The 21,577-nt window shown below is 68.8% G+C and carries 14 protein-coding genes and 2 tRNA genes; 5 read left to right on the forward strand and 11 right to left on the reverse strand.

Translation table 11 applies throughout. The features are described 5' to 3' along the window. From B042_RS26945 to B042_RS0112600, 3 genes are all read right to left on the reverse strand, one after another. Window positions 1–5,163: hypothetical protein (locus B042_RS26945; RefSeq protein ID WP_051415662.1), on the reverse strand; the 5,163-nt coding region annotated here is incomplete at its 3' end. A 5-nt stretch (window positions 5,164–5,168) separates the two neighbouring features. After that, on the reverse strand, window positions 5,169–8,768 hold the full coding sequence (locus tag B042_RS0112595; protein ID WP_051415663.1) for a LamG-like jellyroll fold domain-containing protein: 3,600 nt from the start codon (window positions 8,766–8,768) through the stop codon (window positions 5,169–5,171). A 54-nt stretch (window positions 8,769–8,822) separates the two neighbouring features. Beyond that, on the reverse strand, window positions 8,823–10,349 hold the full coding sequence (locus B042_RS0112600) for an integrin alpha (RefSeq protein WP_155989060.1): 1,527 nt from the start codon (window positions 10,347–10,349) through the stop codon (window positions 8,823–8,825). Between the two features lie 297 nt (window positions 10,350–10,646). On the opposite strand from B042_RS0112600, the gene B042_RS25730 reads away from it, so the two are divergent. Beyond that, a complete protein-coding gene (locus B042_RS25730; RefSeq protein WP_155989062.1) occupies window positions 10,647–10,808 on the forward strand; it encodes a hypothetical protein in 162 nt (53 codons plus the stop codon). A gap of 93 nt (window positions 10,809–10,901) precedes the next feature. On the opposite strand, the gene B042_RS0112610 is transcribed toward B042_RS25730, so the two are convergent. The 5 genes from B042_RS0112610 to B042_RS23050 all read right to left on the reverse strand — a co-directional run bounded on the left by B042_RS0112610 (window position 10,902) and on the right by B042_RS23050 (window position 13,745). Continuing rightward, window positions 10,902–11,183, reverse strand: a complete 282-nt coding sequence (locus B042_RS0112610; protein WP_028648594.1) for a DUF6881 domain-containing protein — start codon at window positions 11,181–11,183, stop codon at window positions 10,902–10,904. Window positions 11,184–11,631: 448 nt separating this feature from the next. Then, on the reverse strand, window positions 11,632–12,057 hold the full coding sequence (locus tag B042_RS25735; protein WP_155989064.1) for a hypothetical protein: 426 nt from the start codon (window positions 12,055–12,057) through the stop codon (window positions 11,632–11,634). 153 nt (window positions 12,058–12,210) lie between these two features. Continuing rightward, a complete protein-coding gene (locus B042_RS23045) occupies window positions 12,211–12,588 on the reverse strand; it encodes a hypothetical protein (protein ID WP_231493981.1) in 378 nt (125 codons plus the stop codon). Window positions 12,589–12,659: 71 nt separating this feature from the next. Next, window positions 12,660–13,226 carry a hypothetical protein gene (locus B042_RS0112620; RefSeq protein WP_028648595.1) on the reverse strand — a complete coding sequence of 189 codons (567 nt, stop codon included), beginning with the start codon at window positions 13,224–13,226 and terminating at the stop codon, window positions 12,660–12,662. Between the two features lie 42 nt (window positions 13,227–13,268). Then, window positions 13,269–13,745 (reverse strand): TetR family transcriptional regulator, encoded by a 477-nt coding sequence (locus tag B042_RS23050; RefSeq protein WP_369797700.1) that lies wholly within the window; start codon window positions 13,743–13,745, stop codon window positions 13,269–13,271. A gap of 179 nt (window positions 13,746–13,924) precedes the next feature. Here B042_RS23050 and hisN point away from each other — a divergent pair, with 179 nt between their 5' ends. The 4 genes from hisN (at window position 13,925) to B042_RS0112645 (ending at window position 17,889) form a co-directional block, all read left to right on the forward strand. Next, window positions 13,925–14,725 carry a histidinol-phosphatase gene (gene hisN, locus B042_RS0112630; RefSeq protein WP_028648596.1) on the forward strand — a complete coding sequence of 267 codons (801 nt, stop codon included), beginning with the start codon at window positions 13,925–13,927 and terminating at the stop codon, window positions 14,723–14,725. Window positions 14,726–14,871: 146 nt separating this feature from the next. After that, the gene (locus B042_RS0112635) at window positions 14,872–16,146 is read left to right on the forward strand and encodes an ABC transporter permease (RefSeq protein WP_028648597.1); all 1,275 of its coding nucleotides are present in this window, start codon (window positions 14,872–14,874) and stop codon (window positions 16,144–16,146) included. A 9-nt stretch (window positions 16,147–16,155) separates the two neighbouring features. Then, the gene (locus B042_RS23055; protein WP_036554875.1) at window positions 16,156–17,175 is read left to right on the forward strand and encodes an efflux RND transporter periplasmic adaptor subunit; all 1,020 of its coding nucleotides are present in this window, start codon (window positions 16,156–16,158) and stop codon (window positions 17,173–17,175) included. After that, window positions 17,176–17,889 (forward strand): ABC transporter ATP-binding protein, encoded by a 714-nt coding sequence (locus tag B042_RS0112645; protein WP_028648598.1) that lies wholly within the window; start codon window positions 17,176–17,178, stop codon window positions 17,887–17,889. A gap of 59 nt (window positions 17,890–17,948) precedes the next feature. Here B042_RS0112645 and B042_RS0112650 read toward each other — a convergent pair. The 3 genes from B042_RS0112650 to B042_RS0112660 form a co-directional block, all read right to left on the reverse strand. After that, window positions 17,949–18,025 (reverse strand) — tRNA-Met (locus tag B042_RS0112650). 241 nt (window positions 18,026–18,266) lie between these two features. Then, window positions 18,267–18,340: transfer RNA gene (locus B042_RS0112655), tRNA-Met, on the reverse strand. A gap of 152 nt (window positions 18,341–18,492) precedes the next feature. Beyond that, the gene (locus B042_RS0112660; protein WP_028648599.1) at window positions 18,493–21,450 is read right to left on the reverse strand and encodes a UPF0182 family protein; all 2,958 of its coding nucleotides are present in this window, start codon (window positions 21,448–21,450) and stop codon (window positions 18,493–18,495) included. Window positions 21,451–21,577 lie beyond the last annotated feature (127 nt).

Raw genomic sequence — 21,577 nt, forward strand, 5'->3', positions numbered from 1 at the left:
CACCTCGCCGGTGACGGCGTCCGCCCGCAGCTCCGTGCCCGGCAGGTACAGGGTGTCGGCCTGCGGGGTGGAGTGGACGAGCCGCTTGCCGTCGGCGCTGTAGACGAACGAGGTGTCCCCGCCCGCGGTGGAGACCGAGTCCAGCTTGCCCTCGGCGTTCCAGGTCAGCTCCTGGAGCTCGCCGNCCAGATCGCGCTCGGTGGTGTTGCCGGCCGCGTCGTAGGCGAAGGTCGAGAGCGTGTCGCCCTGGGCGGTGCTCTGCACCACGCTCTGGACGGTGTTGGGCTGGTCCTCCCCCTCGGCGGGGTAGGTGTAGTCGCGCACCACGTCGCTGCCGGTACCGGTGGTGTCGTGGTGGGTCTCGGTGAGGCGGTTGCCGGCCGCGTCGTAGGTGTAGGAGTGCCAGTAGGGCTCCGGTCCGCCCACGTCCTGGCTGGTGGGCGCACTCTCGCAGTCGGCCGGGTCACTGCCCGACAGCGTCCACGCCTGGGTGAGCTGGAGCAGCCCGTCGTAGGTGAAGCACTGGGTCTGGTCGGTGCCGTCCCCGGGCGAGTCGGTGATGGACACCACGCTGCCGGAGTCGTCGTAGTGGTATCCGGCGTCCAGCAGGGGCGCGGTGCCGCCCTGGCGGTCGACCCGGGTGCCGAGCAGGCGCTGGGTGCCCTGCTCGTACTCGTTGGTGATCCACGCCGCCGGACCCGCTCCGGTGTCCAGCTCGATCTGCAGGGGCAGACCCGTCTGGGTGTAGTCCGTGTCGGTGACGTAGGTGGAGTCACCGGTCAGGCTGACCGGCCGCCCCAGGTCGTCGTAGTCGATGACGGTGGACTCCGCGGAGAGCCCGCCCGCCGCGGGCAGGCCCATGCCCTGAACGGTGCCGTCGGGGTTGTAGCTGACGGAGAACTCGTAGTTGCCCGACAGCGCACCCTGCGAGGAGGGGATCCCGTAGAGGATGTTGGTGGGCCGGTACAGCTCGTCCTGGCCGATGATCCCGACGCGGAAGTCGCCCTGGTCGGTGTGCCGGGTCTGGATGAACAGCTCGCCCTTGAGGCGGGTGTCGTACTGGTAGGAGGTGAGGGGCGTCCCGGTGTCGGGTGCGCCCTCCCAGGTCTCCACCACGCGGCCCAGGTCGTCGTAGACGTAGGAGACCGTGGTGCCGTTGGCGTCGGTGGTCGAGACGAGCTGGTCCAGGTCGTCGTAGACGCTGGTGGTGGTGCCGCTGTTGGGGTCGTCGGTGGAGACCCGGCGCCCCTTGTGGTCGTACTCGTAGCTCCACACCTCACCGGCCGGGGTGGTGGCCGTCGCCAGTTGGCCGCCGGGCGTGTAGGTGTAGGCGGTGGAGACGTAGTCGCCCTCGGGGAGGTCGCCGGTGTACTGGCGCTGCTCCACCTTCTGGCCGCGGGCATTGCTGATGACCGTGGTGGGCACCCCGCCCTCGGGCGGGGTGACGTGGACGCGGTCGCCCTCGTGGGCGGCGGTGGAGCGCCACAGCTCGTCACCGGCCACCCGCTGAATGATGTCGGTGGCCCGCCCCGTGCCGTCGTAGGTGTAGACGGTCTGGCCCTGGACGTCGCCGTTGCCGACGACGAGCAGGTCGGCCTCGGGGGCGCCGACGGCGTAGTAGGCGTCGTTGGTCTTGGCGACCTTGCCGATGCCGTTGTAGAAGGTGTCGGCGACCAGGCGTCCGCCGTCGGGACCGGGTACCTGGACCTGCCGTGTGCGCAGGAACCCGTCGTAGATCTGGTAGGAGGTCTCGTAGGTGCCGTCGTTGCGGATGCTCTGGGTGGAGACCGCCGCGGGCGCACCGTCGGTGATGGTGTACCCGTACTTGACGTTGGGGGTCATGCCCTGGCCCTTGGGCCGGTCCGGCATCCAGACGTCGGTGGTCCTGCCCAGGGGGTCGCGGCCGATGTCGGTGCGCCGGCCGTTGGCGTCGACCTCGGCGTAGACCGCCCCGCGCGCCGGCTCGATGTGCGTGACCTGGGTGTGGCCGAGCGTGTTGGTCGCGGTGATCTCGGTGAGCAGGCCGTTGCTGTAGACGTGGTCGGTGGTCTGGGCGACCATGCCCTCGGCGTCGGTGATCTCGGTGACCATGCCGTAGTCGTCGTAGGCAAAGCCCTTGACGGTGCTGTAGACGGGGTCGCCGTCGCCGTCGCGGCCGTCGAACTCCTCCATGACGGTGATGTCGCCCTCGGTGGGGTCGTCGCCGTAGGCCCCGCCGTCGTAGTGGCGGCGCACGTCCGAGAGCAGGTCGTCGGCGGTGGCCTCCTCGGAGCAGGACACCGAGACGCTCTCCACCCGCGCGACGAGGGTGAGGATGTGCGCACCGGTGTTCTGTGCGTAGGTGGTGCGGCTGCACACGTCGTCGTCGGCGGTGGAGACGTCCCCGAGGTCGTCGACCTCTTCGGCGAGGCCGGTGCCGGTGTCGAAGACGGTGTCGCGGGCGGTCTCCTGCCAGGAGCCGTCGGGCAGGGCGGTGTAGGAGCGCTCCGAGTCGGTGTTGGTGTAGACCGCGTGGTCGGTGTTCCAGTCCTCGGTGCGGGTGGCGGTGACGTGCCGCCAGGGCTCGGAGATCTTCTTGCTGACGATCTCCTCGCCGTCGTAGGTGATCGTCTCCAGTTCGTGGCCGGCGAGTTCGTCGTGGTCGGTGTAGTCCTCGCCGGTGGAGTCGGTCACCATCGCCGAGACGGTGCCGCCGTCGGGGTCCTCGCCGCCGTCCAGACCGCGCATGTAGGTGTGGTCGACCCGGGTGGACATGGTCTGGCCGTCACCGTTGTACCCCCGCACGGTCTCGTAGCCGCGCCACTGGTCCCAGGTGTGGTACTCCTCGTCGGTGATGCCGTTGGGCTCGGTGTGGCGCCATCCGGCGTCACCGACGTACTCGTGCCGGGTGACCTGGTCGGGTGCACCGCCGGTCCGGTCGGTCTGGATGACCTCCTCGACCACGTACTTGTGGAACCAGTCGGTGACGGGGTCTTCCGCGCCGGGCGGGTTCCACTTGACGGGGTAGCAGCGTCCGGTCTGCTCGCCCTCGGTGGGCAGGTCGTCGTGGGCGCAGGTGCCGCCAAGGTAGTTGACATCGACCTGTCCGCCGAACTCGGTGTAGACCGTGGACAGGCGGAAGCGGTTGAACGGCTGGATGTTGTCGCCGGGGTCGTCGACGCGGTTGGGCAGTTGGATGCCGTCGAGCTGGACCGAGGGCAGGGACTCCTGCTCCTCGCCGTCGTGGCCGGTACGGGTGATCTCCGACAGCCACAGGGTGCGCGAACCGTCGCCGTTGTCGGTGAACAGGTGGGTCAGTTCCCAGGCGTCGACGCTCTGGTACCCGTCCCCGGTGTCGTACTGGGTGCGGATCTGTTCCAGGCGCTTGCGGGTCCAGAACGAGGGGGAGGTCTGGGTCCAGCCGCACTCGGTGTCGGCCTCGCACGCCATGTCGTAGGGCACGTCCGGCCAGTGCTGGGCGGTGTCCTCGTCCAGGCTGTCGGCGGCGCAGTCGAACTCGTCGTCGGGCAGGCAGCGCTCGGTGGTGTCGAAGACCACGCGCGCGGGGGCGTCGCCGTCGTAGACCTCGCCCGCGCGCTGTCCGTAGTCGATGCGGGTGAGGTAGCCGCCGCGTGTGTAGGCGATGCCGTCCTCGTCGACCTCGGCGTTGAGGGCGTAGTGGTTGGTCTCCTTCTCGTAGAAGTAGGTCATCACATTGCCGTGCGGGTCTTCGACGTAGTCGAGGTTCCAGCGCCAGCCCTGCTGGCACCAGGAGTCGTCGAGGGTCGACTCGTGGCAGGGCTCGCCGTCGTCGTCACCGAAGACGGGCACGGTCCAGGCCGAGTCGGTGGTCTCGTCTCCGCTGCTCCAGCCGGGCAGCCGGTTGCGGCCAAAGTAGTACTGGGTGCCGTCGGTGGTGGTGACCTTCCAGTACTCGCCGTCGTCGTCGCCGTTCTCGGCCCCGGTGAGGCGTTCGATCCTGGAGTTGTCGTCGGCCTCCAGGCGCCACTCGCCGGTGTCGTCGTCCTTGATCAGACTGCCCGAGGTGCCGTTGAGCATCAGGGTGGCGTTGTCGGTGGCCCAGCACTGGTCGCTCTTGGTCTCGTGTCCGTCGTCGGAGCAGGAACCGTAGGAGCGCTCGATGTAGCCGGGTTCGTAGGAGAAGCCCTCACCGATCCAGGAGCCCTGGTTGTTGGTGGTGCTGGTGCGCCCGTCCACGGACTGGGAGGAGTAGTCCAGCGACAGCTTCGGCTGGAGGCTGGAGGGGACGGGCACCGTCTCCAGGGGGTAGGCCCAGGTGAAGGCGCCCGAGGAGGTGGACACGGTCCAGGACGAGGACGGTTGCAGGGCGGTCGCACCGTAGTCTCCGCCACCGGAGGAGCTGGAGGCGGCCAGAGCGAACACGGCGGTGGCCGCGATCCCGGGTTCGGCGGGCAGGGACGCCGCGGAGGCGGCCGGGTTCCGGGCTGGGGCGCGGGCCTCGTCGGCGGCGGGGCTCTCCCCCTGGTCGGGGGAGAACAGCGCGGCGACGGTCCGGGCGCTGCCGGTGTCCACCGGCTCGCCCTCCAGGGGCGTGCCGCATCCGGGTTCCCCGGGGGTGGTCAGGAAGCAGGACGGCATGGGCCACAGGGCCAGCCGGTCCCCGTAGGAGCCGCCGTAGGCGTCGGAGAACGCCGAGTGGTCGACGTGCAGTTCCACGTCTTCGGCGCCGGTCACCGTTAGGAGGAGGCCGTCGAATCCCGCGTCCTGTGCGGCGGAGGTGTCGAGGACCTCCACCTCGACCGTGCCCTCGGCCTGCGCGGAGACGGCCTGGACCGGAAGGTCGCCGACCAGGTCCATGTCATCGGGGTCGGCGCTGTCGCGGACCGGGACGACGGCGTCGCCGTTGGTGGGCCAGGACGCCTGGACGTCGTGTTCGGCGGCCTCGGCCAGCTCCTCGCCCATCCGCCGGGGGTCGACCTCGCCGGTGGTTCCGGTGACCGGGTCGGCCAACTCCTGGGTGTCAGGGGCCTCGCCGCCCATCCAGTCGGGCAGGCCCTGGACCACCTGGACGAGCGTGACGATGAGGACCACGGCCATAACCGCGGCACCCGCGGAGAGGAGGGCGGTGCGCACGCGGCGGGCCCGCCCCTGGCGGGGAGGTCCGTCGTTCGGTTCCTGGGTGTCGGGGGTGGGGGTGGTCATACCGGTCACAGCTCCGGGTTCTCGGTGGTCCGGTTGAGCGCGGAGAGGAGGGTCTCGTCAGCGACCCCCGCGTAGACGCGGACGTCGTCGACCGCGCCGGAGAAGTACTGCTGCCAGTCGTTGTCGGCCCTGGATCGGCCCGCGTTCAGCCGAGGCGTGGGAAGCACCAGGGCTGCCATCTGGTTCTGGTCGAACCCGGTCTGCCATCCGGGGGAGAAGGAGGCGGTCTGGGCGTGGGTGCCGTTGACGTAGAAACGGGCTTCCTGGGCGAAGGCGTCGAAGACCAGCGCCAGGTGGTCGCCGCGGTTCTCCGAACTGGGGGCGGTGTTGTCCGCGGTGAGCACGGTGGTCTCGGCCGTGTCGGTGTCCTCGTGGGCGAGGAAGGCCTCCCAGCGTCCGCTGTCGTTGCTGTAGCGGATGTCGAACAGAGTCCCGAACAGGCTCTGGGAGAGGACTGACATCGTCTCCGCCGGTTCGGCCGCGGCCAGGCGTGCCCGGACGCTGACGGTGAAGCTGCCCTGCATCACGGTCTCGTCTTGGGCGTCGGCCGAGTCGCCGTCACCGTCGAGTTGGAGGTGGCCCTGGCCCAGGAGGGCACTGTCACCGAACCAGGGGTCGGACTCGTAGATGGCGGCGTCGCCGTCCAGGTGCATGTCCGTGCCCCCTGTGTGTTCGGGGCTGGTGCCGCCGCTGGCCTCGTTGAAGCGCCAGTAGCCGGTGCGCTCCACCGGCAGGCTGCGCAGGCGCTCGACCTCCCCGGCCGTGACGAGCCGGTCGAAGACGCGCACGTCGGCGAGCGCGCCGTGCAGGTGGCGGTCGTAGCCGCTGCGTGTGGCGGCGCGGCCGATCTGCACCTCGCCCGGCGCGTACCAGACGGTGGTGCGTTCGACGGTCCCCTCCGGGGAGCCGTTGACGTAGAAGCGGGTCAGGTTGGCGCGGCCGTCGTGGGAGAGGGCCAGGTGGGCCCACTCCCCCTCGGTGACCGCGGCCTGGGCGGAGACCGACCACCCGCCGAGGGCGTACATGTCGGATTCGGGGAAGGACAGGCGCCATGCCTGATCGGAGGCATCGTAGCCGAGTGTGAACCCGGGTTCGCCGGTACCGTCCTGGGACAGGACCACCTGGTCCCGGGTGAGGTCGTCCAGGCGGACCCAGGCGGCGGCCGAGAACAGGCCGGTGGTGTCCACCAGGTGCGCGCCGGGGGCGAGGTAGGCGCCGTCGGTGCCGTCCAGGGCGACGGCGCGGCTGGCTGTGCCGCCGGGGCCCTGGGCTCCGAAGACGGTCCCACCGCCGGCGGTCGCGGTGTGGCCTCCGGAGGAGGCGTCGGCGGCCCCAGCGGAGCCGGTGTCGTCGGCCATGCCCCACTGGCCGACGGCGGGGCGTCCGGCGTCGACGAGGAAGAGGTGGCTGGCGCGGGTGCTGACCTTGCCGGCCTGGTCGACGGCCTCGACGTAGAGGCTGTGCGGTCCTTCTCTGGTGGGGCTCCAGGCCAGGGTGGCGTCGCCGTCACCGTCGGGGGTGAGGGTGTGGGCGGCGGAGGGGTCCTCGTTGACGCCGTAGCGGTACTCGACCACGTCGGTGGAGGACGAGGAGAGGGTGAACTCTCCGTAGACGCCCACACCGTCGTGCCAGGCGTCGTCGGCGGGGAAGTCCGCGGAGGAGATCTCCGGTGCGTCGGGGGCGGTGGAGTCGTAGACGAACTCGCAGCGGGTCTGTGCGCCCGTCCAGCTCCAGGGGCTCCAGGCGTCGCCGTCGGAGGCGCGCACGATCCAGCCGATGGTGGTGTTCTCGGGGATGGTGTCGGGCACCTGGTAGGAGAAGTAGGATCCGGCGGCCTTCTCCGAGGTGGTGTGGGTGAGTTCCTGTTCCTGGCCCTGGCCGTCGGTCCAGAACACGCGGAACTGGGCCTTGAGCTGTTCGACGGCCGAGCTGGAGTGGTCGTCGTCCAGGTAGGCCGACAGCCGCGGGGCCTCGTCGACGTAGGGGCGGTCGGATCCGTAGACGCAGGCACCGCCCGGGGACAGGCTCAGGGTGCCCTGGTCGGGGGTGTCGGGGACGGTGTTGTACTGCACTTCCAGGTGGGCGTTGTCGCAGAAGCGCTTCCACTGGAGGTAGGTGGACTCGTCACCGGCGCGCAGGCCGAAGGACGTGGTGGACCAGCCGCCGGACGCGGCGCTGGAGACGGCGTCGGAGACGTCGAAGCGGACGTTCTGGTTGGTGGGGGTGCACGAGCCCACGGGGTCGGAGGGGCTCTTGGTGTCCTCGTGGGAGGCCCAGGAGGGCTGGTTGCTCCAGGTGGTGGAGCTGTTGAAGCCGCCGGTGCGGTAGGCGCGCACGGGGTAGGCGGTGGAGTTGTAGGTGTGGTAGAGGGTGACGGCGAGTTCGGCGGAGAGGATCTGCTTGTCGGCGTAGGCGCTGGTGGGGATCCGGTAGAGGAGGCGTTTGGTGCCGACGCCGTTGCAGTAGTAGGGGTCGCCGTACAGTTGCGGGCACTGTCCAGTGCCCTCGTGGTCTTCGCCGGAGAACTTCCAGTAGGAGGTGGAGGAGTATCCGGAGGAGACCATGGCCCAGGCGGAGAGGGTGGAGGTCTTCCACACCGGGTCGATGTAGAGCGGGTAGGTGGTCTCGGGGTCGGTGACCATCTCCTGGTCGGGGCGCAGGACGAGGTCAGTGCCGTCGAGTTCGACGTCCACGGGGGAGACGCTGGAGGACTCCAGCGGCCCCTGTTCTGGGTCGTCACCCTCGGCGGCGGCCGTTCCGGGGTCCGCTTCGGGAGTCAGGGCGCGGGGTTCGTCCGCGGTTCCCCTCTCCCGCTCCTCCGGCTCGGCGCTCTCGGTGCCGGTGGTGCCGGAGTCCCACATGAGGGGTTGGGCGGCTTCGAACACGGCGCCGCCCGCACCGGTGTCGACCGCTTCCAGGCCGGTCCCGTTCTCGGCGAGTTCGACGCCGTCCACCTGTGTGCCCAGGCGCAGTTCGGCCAGCTCCTCGCTGGCGGCGGCCTCGGGGGTGTGGACCACCAGGACCTGTGAGAAGCCGTCGACGTCGGCGCGGACGATGAGGTCGACGTCGGGGGCCACGGCAGGGTAGCGGGCCTCGTCACCGGCCAGTTCGGGTTCGGGCAGGGTGGTGGGCCACTGCAGGGCCATCTCCTTGCCGGCCCGGCTGAGGACGGCCAGCGGCCCGTCACCGCCCGGGGAAAGGCTCAGGCCGACGGTGGCGGCGGCGGGGGTGATGGTGCCGTCGTCGTTGCGGACCAGGGTGGCGTCGGGTTCGGTCCACTGGCCGTCGCGCATGACGCGGACGGGGTTGATGTGCTCCAGTGCTGTAAAGCTCCCGTCGGGTTCGGCGTAGACCGTGCGGCGCTCCCGGCGCAGTCCGGTGACCTCGACCCGTTCGCCGAGTTCGGCGGCCTGTGCGCTGGCCTGGGCCTCGGTGGCGGCGGTGGGCTCGTCAGCGTAGGCGGTGCCGGTGCCGGGCAGGGGTGCGGTGGCCGACAGCACGGTGCTCATCGCGGTGACCACGGCGAGGGTGGTCAGGGCCGCGAGAGGCCGGCGGGTGAACGCTCTGCGTCTGGGCTGCGGTGCAGGGGCGCCGGGGCTGGGCACGGGGGATCCTTCCGGACAGGGGAGGTACGGGTCGGGTCGAGGGGCGGGTCGGGGTCAGCCCAGTGCGGCTCCGAACGCGGTTCCGCCCGCGGGTATCCCGTTCTGTCCCGGGATCCATGAGTTCCAGGTGGGTGTGCCCGACTCCAGGTCGGTCCAGGAGACGGCGTGTACGGCTCCCGGGTCGTCCGGGTCGAAGGGGGTGGCCAGGTACAGGTCGTCGGCGGTGGCGTGGAAGGACATCCCGAAGTGGCCTCCGGCGACGGGGGCGCCCAGTGCGGCGTGGCCGGAGCGGTCGAGGTCGACGCGGTCGGTCACCGTTCCGGTCAGGGGGTGGAAGACCTGGACCATTCCCGCGGCCCGGTCCTGGCCCACGGTGTGGCCGGGGGTACCGACGACGAGCTTGATCGAGGTGGTGGTGGCGTTCTGCCCCGGGGTGGTGTCCACGAGGAGGACCTGCTGTCCAAGAAAGTCCGATCTCTGCGCCAGGTCCATGCCGCCGGTGTCGCGGTCGGCGAAGAAGAGTTCGCTCAGGGTGCCGTCCGCTTGGGAACTGAAGACGTGTACAGCACCGGTGTCGGTCTCTCCTGTGCCCAGGTCCTCGCCAGGGGAGCCGATGGCGATCATGGTCTCGGTGGAGCCGCTTGTCGTGAGGTAGTCGATGGCGTGCACCGATGTTCCGGTACGGTCTCCTACTTCGGCCACGTCAGTGACGCCGCCAGAGACGGAGGAGTCCAAGTTCTGGTTGAGGCTGCCGACGAAATCAGGCATGACATCCGCCTGCTCGTGGTTGAACAAGTGCACGTGACCGGCGAACGTCTCTGGTCCAGGAGCCTCTCCGGGGGAGCCGATCACCATGAGTGTGTCCGTCACGGCCACATCGAAGCCATAGCGGTCATTGGTCTCAGGCGCACCGGGAACACCGTCTGTGTCCTGGTGGAAGTTGGCGATGTAGTCACCGCGGACGTACTGGATATAACCGGCGTCTTTCACATCGCCGATGGACTCGCCTGGGATGCCGACCACCGCGTAGGGCTCACCGTCGGGCATGTTGCCCGCTGCCACGGCGTGCCCGAACCAGTCACCGGCTTCAGGACTGCCTCCGAACCCTGCGGTGTCCTGGTCCCAGACCTGGGCGGCGGCTTCTTCGCCGAGTCCTGTGGGGGATCCGTAGACGATCAGGACCGCGCCAGCCTCCTCCAGCCCGTTGACGTCCTCGTAGGGCAGGCCCACGATCAGGTCACTGCAGCCGTCACCGTCGTGGTCGAAGGTGTCCATGACCTCACCGAAGCGGTCACCCTGCCCCGGGCTGCCGGGCACACTCCCCGTTCCGCGTTCGAGGATGTGGGCGCTGCCTCCGCCTCCGTAGGCCACGGTGATGCGGCCGGCGCGCTCGGCCCCGCCGACATCGGCGTCGGGATCACCGATCGCGAGGTCGGCGGCCCCGTCACCGTTGAAGTCCGACTCGGTACCGGCCTGGCACGTGTCCGCATGTGCGGAGGGAGCACCCAGACAGGCGAGGGCGAAAGCCGTGGCGGCCGTGAGCACACCCGTGCGGACTGGACGCAAGGCAGGGGATGTCATCGAGGCTTCCTAGTGAACTGGGTCAGGGTCCCAACAGAGACAGGAAGCTATGGAAAGAAAAAAACGAGAACATAACGGACAATATTAAGTAAAAGCATCAGAGTGACATAATAAAAACGCACATGATCCATTACTTAGAGCCATAAGAGCACTTCAAAGCCGCATTGAACACTGAGGACACAAGGGAGGCGCACCAAGAAAAATGTGCATATGGGAACGTTATTATTGTCACAGAGAGCTACATTCTCCTCATCTTACGCAGCAGAATCGGCGTGACCCCAAACCGAGATCCGCCCCATGCCACTACTCTCCGTCAGCGATCCTCCACTGGTCCAAGCGCTCGACCCGCCTCGCGGCCTCGCCTTGGTCAAGGGGTTGCAGGGTGTAGGAGCCCGTGAGCCGGGCCGCCGCGTGCTCACCGACCCCGACGGCCGCAAGGTGGACGTGGAAGCGGTGTGAGGGGGCGGGGTGCAGTGCGCCATGCGGGGTACGCCGTGCCATCGAGGTTCGCCCTGCGGCGAACCTCGAACCCTTGGCCCGGCCGACACCGCTTCACAAGTCTGCGCCCGCCTCCTTCCATACGCGCTCGAACTCTTCCGCCGCAATCACTTGGGCAGTGAACTCCGGCTGAGCGGAAATCTCCTCCAGAGGCGGGAAAGGTATCTCAGCGAGGCCGAAAGTTGCAGTTTCGCAACTCCCGTCCGCCCGTTCGGACCTACCGTCCCGATAGAACTGAACCTTCCGTGTTTCGTATCCGTCATCGCCGAGCTCGCTGAGGTACAAGACAGGCTCATCAGCAAAGTCATGAGCCCATGCGACCTTGACGTACCTCACCTCTAGTTCCTTCCGGAGCAAAGAATACGGCCGGTTGGATCGAGTGTTCCGCCGTTGGGGATCTCGAACACCCCTGCCCTCTCTTCCACTATGCATATCCCTCTGACGTCGATTTCGATGTAATGAGTGAACTCACGTCCAGCCTATGGGACCCGCAAGGAATCTACTGAGATCTGTCCGAGCGTCTTTGTTCCGGGTTTGATGTCCGTCAGGTACTGACCATCGTGGACACCCGAGGCCGTCAGGTTGTGCACCCGGGCGTGCCGGGTGTCGGCCTCGCCCCTCGGGCGGGGCCTGCCGCTCGGTGGTCGGNTCCACCGTGATCTCGACCAGGGTCCGGGGCCCTCAGGATCGTCACCGCCATGGAGACCGTCATTCTGTGCTCGCCTACGTGCTCATTGCGCTGAGCCGGTCTTCGACTCACCAAAGCGGAACAGGAATCACAAACTCAATCATTCAGAAAATCATCGATCGCCCGGGTGACCGATGCAGGCGTCGACTCATCACTCGGATCATCCATGCCGAGAAGCGGCAAATGCAACTCAACCCCAACCGAGACCCCAAACTCTCTGCGCACTGCCCGCAGAGAATTGATGACGGCATGATAGGCAGGACTGACCCCTTTGAATTCTTCCCCGGCCTGCACCTCTCCATTAACTTCTACAACCGGAAGAAACGGTGGGACAATGATCCAGTCCGGCAAACCGTCATCCCGCGCGTTCGGAAGAATCTGCGCCTCCTCTCTTTTCGGAGAGCCACCGTAGCGATCAAATGCCCAGACACCGGACATCACGAACACATCGGCATGGATCGATCCAGTACTGCCATCAATGAACTCAACCGATGGCATCTTCGACAGCAGTCTCGACCACACGTCCAGGACTTCTCGCCGGTTCGAAACGACATATATTTTCATTTAATCCCTCAAGGAAGAGGAATGGATAATGGGGCTCCCGCAGGACCGATCCGATCCCCGGGATATCCGATCCTCTGCCGAGATCAGATGACTCTCCGCATCGAACTCATTTCACATTCCCGACATCATCTCCCTGTCGATCTCATCCAGCTCTTCTTCCGCGAGAACCTTCGGGTCCCACCCGGAAGACTCGGCATGGGAGATGAAATCATGGGGAACCCTGACGTTGTACCTTCGCACATAGAAGGGCAGGCCCGAGGGCCACAGCCAAACACCATCGGTAAGGATGTGCAAGGAGCAGATAGGAGAGCGCCCCTCGTCAAGGATGTCGTGCAATATCCTGGTTGCTGCGACGACGACCGACCCCCGGTCGAGGTAGTGCGCGATCCGCTCCTTCATCGACTCGTCACCGAGCCAAACGCACTCCCTCAGGCTCTCCCCGCGTCTATCAGCATGGGGAGGCTCTTGAAAAAATCCCATGCTCTTCATGGAAACCACACCCGCAGGCTCCGTCCTCAAAGACTCCCTCTACTCCCCGATCAGGATCTCAGCACTTGAACTCACGAGAAGAACTCGTCATACAGTTGCTCATACCGATCGAAGTCCTCATGCACCCAGCCGGATTCATCAACGAAGAAGACCGTGCGCCGATAGCACTCATTAAAGAATGAGATCATACCCTCCAAGCTCGGGAACTCGATCTCCACGGGTTCGGACTGAACCACACACGCCACACGACACCCCTCCGACTCCCCCCAGACCACTGCATAGAAATCCGCCCCGCGGCCCTGAAGAATGGGAACCCAGGATGCACCGAGAACGGGATCCCCTTCATATAGACCCTCTATAGCTTTATAGGTTTCAACCGCATCCTGTAGACCGATGAGAGAGTATCCCGGGACCACATCCGCATCTTCCTGGGTCTGACCGGGGTGGAATTCGATACCGCCGCACCAACCGAACCAATCCACCACTTCCTCAGGAACGTCGGAGCCGAGCAACTCCCTGACCCGGTGTGGACTGCTCCCGGGGACGAACCATCCGCGGACTGGAAGCCGAAGCTCACTCAATACATCCACCAACAAGCGGAGCTCATGGGAGAGCAACCGTTCCTCCTCATAGCGCACGGCCTGCGAGCATATCCCCGCACCCCGCTCCACTACCCGCCGCTACTCGCCGGCAGAGAGCATCCCCTGCACGACCCGCTCGACCCTCCGCGCGGCCTCCTCCGGGGCGATGGGGCGCAGGGTGTAGGAACCGGTGAGCCGCACCGCCACGTCGGCGACCTCCTCGGCCAGCGCCGCGCCGACCCCGGGGCGGCCCGCCGCCAGCATCCGTGCGGTGCGCTCCCCCAGCACGTCCAGCACCGGTGCGGACCGGGTGGTGAGCACCGGCAGCAGCTCCCGGTCCCCGGTGACGATCGCGCGCAGCGGCGCGCTGTCGCGGTCGCCCTCCAGGACCAGGAGGGCGGCCCGGCCCACCGCACGGGCCGGGTCCAGGCCCTCGTGCTCCAGCACGCGCGCCATCCGGTCCACGATCGCGTTGGCCTCGCGCACCACCACGGCCTGGAGCAGCCCCTCCCTGCTCCCGAACACGTTGTAGAGGGTCTGCCGGGACACCCCGGCCGCCATGGCGACCTGTGCCATCGGCCGCTCCCCCACGCACCGGCGAGGACCTCCGCGCGGGCGACGTCCATCAAACGTTCACGGACCGGGCGGCGTCCGGTGCCGCTACGGGCTTCCACGGTCTCCATGGCCCCGGGTTCGCACCACCGCACCCGCGCACCCTTCGCCAAGCAGGCACCCAGGATGTAGCGTTACCGCCCATGGCGTCCTTTGACGATGATCTGCGGCTGGCCCACGTGCTCGCCGACGCTGCCGACGACATCGCGCTCAAGCGCTTCCGCGCGCTCGACCTCGAAGTCGACACCAAACCGGACCTCACTCCGGTCACCGAGGCCGACCGCATGGTCGAGGAGACCCTGCGCGGCGTACTCTCCCGCGCCCGCCCCCGGGACGCCGTCGTCGGGGAGGAGTACGGCAAGACCGGCAACAGCCACCGGGTGTGGGTCATCGACCCCATCGACGGGACGAAGAACTACGTCCGCGGTGTCCCCGTGTGGGCCACCCTGATCGCCCTGATGGAGAACGAGCGCCCCGTGGTCGGCGTGGTCTCCGCCCCGGCGCTGCACCGCCGCTGGTGGGCCTCCCTGGGCCGCGGCGCGTGGACGGGGCGCAGCCTGTCGCAGGCCTCGCGCTGCCAGGTGTCGCAGGTGGCGAAGCTGGAGGACGCCTCGTTCAGCTACTCGTCTCTGACCGGCTGGGAGGACCGGGGGCTGCTCAACCCCTTCCTGGGCCTGACCCGCTCGGTGTGGCGCACCCGCGCCTACGGCGACTTCTGGTCGCACGTGATGGTCGCCGAGGGGGTCGTGGACATCTCCGCCGAACCCGAACTGTCGCTCTGGGACGCCGCGCCGCTGCCGATCATCCTGGAGGAGGCCGGCGGTCGGGCGACCGACCTGCGCGGAGGCGGGTTCGAGGACGGCGGTCCGCTCGTGTGCAGCAACGGCCTGCTCCACGACACAGCCCTGACCTGGCTCAACGGGGGTCCCACCCCGGTCCGCTGACCCGTCTCCCCCACCCCGTCGCAGAAAAACCCTTCCGGGCGTGAACCCCGCCGCGGTTTCCGGCATCACCCATCGGAGGCCCCCTTGTACCCCGGGGCCGGGCGCCGCGGCGACAGCGCCTTCCCCGTCCACCCGGAAGGGACCGCATGCTCCGTTCCCTCACGGCCGGAGTCGTTCTGGCCTTCGCCGGTTCGCGTGCCAACATCGCCCGGACCATCCTGTCCTGCACCGGCATCGTCGTCGGGGTGGGCGCGCTGGTCATGGTGGTCACCGCGAGCGACTTCGGGCAGCGCTACGCCGTCACCACGAGCGAGGTCCAGGGCGGGCTGCCCGCCACCCTGCAGGTCGAGGTCTCCGGTGAGGTCACCGACCGCGCGGCGCTGGAGGCGGACCTGCTGCGCGTGGGCGGCCGGGAGGTCTCGCTGTACCAGACGCCGACCTCGCATCCGCTCCTGCGCACGGGCCAGAACGTGGTGACGGACATGAGTGTGAACGGCGTGGACCCGGACCTGAGCGGGATCCGCCGACTCGACCTCGCGCGGGGACGCTGGTTCACCGACGCCGACACCGCGTCGCTGGCCCCCGTCCTGGTGGTCAACGAGTCGCTCGCCGAGCGGCTGGGCGACCTCACCCGGGTGCAGATCGGCACCGAGCGGTGGAGGGACGCGCGGATCGTCGGGGTCCTCTCCGACAGCAGCCAGGACTACTCCGCCAACAGCGCCTACCTGCTGCGCTCCCCCGCCAGCGAGGACCTGATCTTCGGCGGCGCGGAGGCCGCCGCGGGCCCGCCGGTGGACGGGTTGCCGCCCGGTGCGGGCTTCGGTGACCCGATGGCGCGCTCCACCTACCTCGTCCTCTTCGACTCCGAGCACCCGGCCGCGGCGGACCCCTTCGGGCAGGAGTTCCGTACCGCGCTGGGGTCGGTGGCCTGGCGGTGGGGGGCCGACGTCCCCGCCGAGGGGATCTCGGCCTTCCGCGTCGACCACGCCGAGGCGATGCGGGAGCCCCTGAGGTACATGTCCTGGGGGCTCATGGGGATCGCCGCCGTCACGCTCGGCACCGGGCTGCTCGGCGTCCTCAACGTCGGTCTGGTGACGGTGCGCGAACGCCGCCGCGAACTGGCCACCTACCGGGCTCTGGGCGCCTCCCGCACGACGCTGTTCGTGGCCGTGGTCATGGAAGCGGTGGTGGTGTCCGTGGTGGCGGGGCTCATCGCCGTCGGCGGGTCGCTGGCCCTGACCGAACTGGGCGCCCTGCTCGTCGAGCGCTTCCTCCCGATCCCGGACAGCGTCGGCCTCTACGTGCCGGGCGGCGCGGTTCTCGTGGGGCTGGGCAGCGCGGCCCTCGTCGGGCTTCTGGCCGGGATCATCCCCGCGGCGCGGGCACTGCGTGCCTCCGTCGTCGCGGGACTGCGTGATTAGGAGACTCCAATGGTCAAGAAGAGAGGGATCGTCGCCGGGGCCGCACTCCTGCTCCTGGCGGTGGCGGTCGGGGGCGGCTACGTCCTGTTCCAGCGCCTGCTCGGCGGGACGCCCCCGGCCGAGTTCCCGCTGAACCAGGCCGCCGCCGACATGGGCGGGACGCCCCACGAGGTGGGGACGGCCGCCATCAGCTCGGTGATGGTACTGGACGCCACCGTCCGCCGCGCGCCCGGCGAGGACGTCACCGCCCGCGAGGGCGGGACGGTCACCCGGGTCTGGGTGTCCGACGGAGACGCCGTGGACAACGGGGCACCGATCCTCACCCTGGCGGTGCCCGGCGGTCCGGCCCCCGAAGGGGACGGCGCCGCCCCGGGCACGCGCGAGGTCGTCCTGCACTCGCCCGACGCGGGCGTGGTGTCCGGTCTGGGCGACCTGTGGACCGGGGACACCGTCGAACCGGGTACCGCCGTCGCCGAGGTCGCCCAGGAGGAGTTCCGGGCGGTGGCGAACGTCCCGCCCAACGACCTGTACCGCTTCGTCGAGGACCCCGAGGACATCACCCTGCGGATCGAGCAGGGGCCGGCCGACATCACCTGTACCTTCCTGTCCCTGGGCACCGTCCCGGCCGGTGCCCAGGAGGCCGCCGGGGACGGCGGCGGCGAGGCCGGCGCCGAACTGGTGTGCCGCATCCCCGCCGGTGTCGACGTCTTCGAGGGCGTGCGGGGCGAGCTGTCCGTGGCCGCCGCCGAGGTGAGCGGCGTGGTCGCCGTGCCCGTGACCGCGGTGCGCGGCGGCGGGGGCGAGGGGGAGGTGATGGTGGTGGCCGGGGACGGCGGCCACGAGCCGCGCGAGGTCTCGCTCGGTGTCACCGACGGCTCGATGATCGAGGTCACCGAGGGACTGCGTGTCGGCGAGTCGGTGCTGGACCCGGTGCCGCTCGACCCCAGGTTCGACGTCCCCGGGGCGTACGACCCCGCCGAGGGGTTCCGGGGCCTGGGGCCCGGCACGGTGTTCGAGGAGGAGGGCTAGATGTCGGTCGGTGCTCCCTCACCGGGGTCCCCGCGCACCGCCGCGGCGCCGCTGCTGGACGTGCGGGGGCTGACCCGGCACTTCACGGTGTCTGGGGCGAGGATCGACGTGCTGCGCGACTGCACCTTCCAGGTGGCGCGCGGCGAGGTGGTGGCGATCGTCGGCCAGTCCGGTTCGGGCAAGTCCACCCTGCTGAACCTGCTGGGTCTGCTCGACCGGCCCAGCGGCGGCTCCTACGGGTTCGACGGCGAGGACACCACCCGTCTGGGCGAGGGGCGCCGGTCGCGGCTGCGCGGCGAGGGCATCGGGTTCGTGTTCCAGCAGTTCCACCTGTTGGAACGGCGCACGGCCCTGGCCAACGTGGGGGTGCCGATGGTGCTGGGCGGGGTCCCGCTGCTGCGGCGGCGCGCCCGGGCGCGCGAACTGCTGGAGGCGGTGGGCCTGGGGCACCGCCTGCACTCGCGGCCGCACCAGCTCTCCGGCGGTGAGCAGCAGCGTGTGGCGCTGGCGCGTGCGCTGAGCCGTTCCCCCTCGCTCATCCTCGCCGACGAGCCCACGGGCGCCCTGGACGCCGCCAGCAGCGCGATGATCATGGACCAACTGCTGGAGCAGGCACGGATCGGTGAGGCTGCCGTGGTGGTGGTGACGCACGACCCCAAAGTGGCCGAACGGGCCGACCGCGTGGTGGAACTCGTCGAGGGCCGAACCCTCTGACCGCAGGGAAAAAGCACACGAAAATTCGGGCCCGGGATTTCTCCCGGGCCCGAATTCCTTGGTAGCGGGGACAGGATTTGAACCTGCGACCTCTGGGTTATGAGCCCAGCGAGCTACCGAACTGCTCCACCCCGCGTCGTGATCCCTATTTTAGGACCTTCGGTCCCCGGTGGCAAATCGGTTTTCCCCGAAGGGTGACCGTGGGATCCCACCGACCGGCCGATACCAGCGCCGGACTGTTCTGCAACGACTCTACCAGTACCAGGAGAGCCACCGAACCACCGACACGGAATCGGACCGGCCCCGTGCCCGCCCCACCGAAATCACCGATAGGGCGAAAAAGCACCGGACCCGGAAAATCCGGGTCCGGTTCTCCGTAGCGGGGACAGGATTTGAACCTGCGACCTCTGGGTTATGAGCCCAGCGAGCTACCGAACTGCTCCACCCCGCGTCGTCGTGTTCTCCACACTAGCGCTTCACGCGCGCGAACCCAAATCGTTTCTGGGAGACCCGTCCCACGCGGCCCCGCACGCGGGCGGGGCGGGGCCGCACAGGCCCCGCCCCGCCGGACGTCCGTGCCCGACGGTGCCGGGCGGTGGACGCCTACTCGTTCAACTGCTCCTCGATGGCCTCCAGGGCCTCGCGCAGGTCCTCGTTGGCCGTGTCCTGGTTCTCCTGGGCCTCCTCCCAGGCCTCGACGGCCTCGTTGAGGGCGTCGACCAGGTCCTGGTCGGAGGACCCGCCGTCTTCCGAGCCCTCGGCGGGCTCGTCCTCGGCCGGTTCCTCCTCCGCGGGCTCCTCGCCCTCGGGCAGGGGCGCCTCGCCCTCACCGAAGAGGTTGTTCAGCGCGTCCTGGAGGTTGTTGCCGATGGCCACGTCCTCACCGAAGCCCACCATCACCTGCTGGAGCAGCGGGAAGGAGGCCGCGCCGCCACCGCCGGCCTGGACGTACAGCGGCTCCACGTAGAGCAGGCCCTCCGCGAACGGCAGGGTCAGCAGGTTGCCCCGCGTCACCTCAGCGTTGGACTGCTCCAGCGGCAGCAGGACCTCGCGCACGGCGGCGTCGGAGTCGAAGGCGTTCTGCATCTGCCCCGGGCCGAAGGTGACCCCGCTCCGCGGGAGTTCGAGCAGTTGCAACTGCCCGTAGCCGTCCGAGGAGGGGTCGCTGTTGACCGCCATGAACGCCGCCAGGTTCTCACGGCCCCGCGGGACGAACGTCGTGGTCAGCGAGAAGCTGGGCTCGTCCGACCCCGGGTACTTGATGGTCTGCCGGTAGGCGGGCATCGGCGCGTCGTTGCCGGTGGTCGGGTCCGTCGGAACCGTCCAGAAGTCCTGGCCGCCGTAGAAGGCCTCGGCACCGGTCACGTGGTACTCGCGCATGATCTCGCGCTGCACCTTGAACAGGTCGTCCGGGTAGCGGACGTGCTGGAGGAGGTCCTCGCTCATCTCGTCCTTGCCGGAGACCGCGTCCGGGAAGGCGTTCATCCAGGTCCGGAGGACCGGATCCTCCTCGTCCCACGCGTACAGGGTCACGGTGCCGTCGTAGGCGTCGACGGTCGCCTTGACCGAGTTGCGGATGTAGTTGACCTCGTTGCCGGGCAGGGCGCCCACCTGCTGCACCGAGCTGTCGGTGAAGGTGTCGCTCACCGCCTGGGTGAAGTCGATCGGCTTGGCGTAGGGGTAGCCGTTGGACGTGGTGTAGGCGTCCACGATCCACTGCACGCGGCCGTCGACGATCGCCGGGTAGGGGTTGCTGTCGGTGGTCAGGAACGGGGCGACCCGCTCCACCCGCTCCAGCGGGTCCCGCTCGTAGATGATCCGCGAGTCGTCCTCGATGGCGCTGTTGAGCAGGATGTTGGGTTCCTGGTACTTGATCGCGTACAGGATCCGGTCGAAGAAGTTGCTCAACTGGACGCCGCCGTCGCCCTCGTAGCGGTTGTAGGCCTGGGAGGCGCCGTCCTCGGCGCCGTCCTCGGCCGCGCCCTCGTCGGCCTCGGCGGTCGGCTCCGCGGTCTCCTCCCCGCCGTCCTCGGAGTCCTGGGCGGGGGCCCGGGCCTCGTCCGCCTCCGGAGCGGGGCTCATCGTCGGGTCGACGGCGTCCTCCAGGGTCGGGACGTCCTCGGTCTCCTCCTCGGCGTCGAGCGGGTAGTCGTACTCGCGCTCGGCCTGGACGATGACGTAGTCGGCACCCTCCTGGCCGTAGTAGATCCGCGGCTCGTACTCGCCCACGACCTCGCTCAGCTCACCGCGGGGCGGGATGTTGTACTCGGTGAAGACCGGTCGCCCCTCGTCGTCGATGAGGTTGCCCGCGGCGGCCACCATGCCGTAGCCGTGGGTGTAGATCAGGTGCCGGTTCAGCCAGTTGTCCTGGTCGGCGGGGGGACCGCTGAGCTCGCGGGCAGCGACGATCGTGTCGATCAGGTTGCCCTCGGTGTCGGGGTAGCGGTCCACCTCCAGCACGTCCGGGAACTGGTAGAAGCCGCGGACCTGCTGCATCTGCTGGAAGGTCTGCGACACCACGGAGGGGTCGGCCAGGCGGACGCTGGGGATGGTGTCGGCCTCGGCCGCCAGCTCCTGCGGCGTCAGCTCCGTGGTGGCCTCGTAGTCCTGCACCTCGGTGTCGGCGATGCCGTAGGCGGCGCGGGTGGAGGCGATGTTGCGGTCGATGTACTCCTCTTCCAGGCGCAGCTCGTTGGGGTCGACCTGGAAGCGCTGGACGATCTCGGGGTAGGCCACGCCGATGATCAGCGCGGACAGCAGGAGGAGCCCGAGGCTGGCCACGGGGACCATGGTGTTCTTGAAGTAGATGTTGGCGAAGAACAGCAGGGCGCAGATGACCGAGATGACGGTGAGGATGGTCAGGGCGACCTTGACCGCGTTCACGTCGGTGTAGGAGGCGCCGAAGGTGTACCCGCGCTCGGAGAAGACCAGCCCGTAGCGGTCCAGCCAGTAGGACGCGGCGCGCAGCAGCACGAAGACGCCCAGCAGCACCGACAGGTGCACGCGGGCGGACGGGGTGGCGCGCTGGCCGCCGTCGGTCTGCAGGCGCACGCCGCCGTACAGGTACTGCACGACGACCGCGGCGATGAAGGCCAGGACCACGGCCGCGTACACGTAGCCGAGCAGCGTCCGCAGGAACGGGTAGGTGAAGGCGTAGAAGCCGATGTCCCTGCCGAACTCGGGGTCGGTCACCCCGAACTCGGAGGCGTTCATGAACTGGAGGAAGGAGCGCCAGTCACCGCTGGAGGCGATGCCCGCCAGGACGGCGAGGACGCCGACGGCGATCCAGAAGAACAGGACGCGGTGCGGGTCGATCGACTGCCGGTACCGGTCCAGGCCCTGCTGCTCCAGGCTCAGCGGGCGCACGCGCGGGCGGAACCGGTAGGCGAAGAAGATGCTCAGGCCGACGATGGCGCCCATTACCAACGCGGACACGGCGAACAGCAGGGCCCGCGTCCACAGTTCGGTCACGAACACCGAGCTGTATCCGACGGCGCTGAACCACTTGAAGTCGGTCCAGAAGTTCGCGGCGAGCCCCAGGCCCGCGATGATGACGACCACGGTCGCCGCGACAGGCGCGAGCAACCTTGATCGGCGAGGCATACGCGCAGGTGGTGCGCCGGGCGATCGGAAGCTCACGCCTCCCCCTCGTTCTGGCTTGGTAGGTGCGTTTTCGGTGCGCGTGTGG

The organism is Nocardiopsis sp. CNT312 (genome assembly GCF_000515115.1).
GTDB lineage: Bacteria > Actinomycetota > Actinomycetes > Streptosporangiales > Streptosporangiaceae > Nocardiopsis.

Coding starts and splice junctions, on each gene's coding strand:
- B042_RS0112645 (WP_028648598.1), top strand. CDS start 17,176: ATGTCGGTCGGTGCTCCCTCACCGGGGTCCCCGCGCACCGCCGCGGCG.
- B042_RS23045 (WP_231493981.1), bottom strand. CDS start 12,588: ATGAAGAGCATGGGATTTTTTCAAGAGCCTCCCCATGCTGATAGACGC.
- hisN (WP_028648596.1), top strand. CDS start 13,925: ATGGCGTCCTTTGACGATGATCTGCGGCTGGCCCACGTGCTCGCCGAC.
- B042_RS25730 (WP_155989062.1), top strand. CDS start 10,647: ATGCCACTACTCTCCGTCAGCGATCCTCCACTGGTCCAAGCGCTCGAC.
- B042_RS23050 (WP_369797700.1), bottom strand. CDS start 13,745: ATGGCACAGGTCGCCATGGCGGCCGGGGTGTCCCGGCAGACCCTCTAC.
- B042_RS0112600 (WP_155989060.1), bottom strand. CDS start 10,349: ATGACATCCCCTGCCTTGCGTCCAGTCCGCACGGGTGTGCTCACGGCC.
- B042_RS0112635 (WP_028648597.1), top strand. CDS start 14,872: ATGCTCCGTTCCCTCACGGCCGGAGTCGTTCTGGCCTTCGCCGGTTCG.
- B042_RS23055 (WP_036554875.1), top strand. CDS start 16,156: ATGGTCAAGAAGAGAGGGATCGTCGCCGGGGCCGCACTCCTGCTCCTG.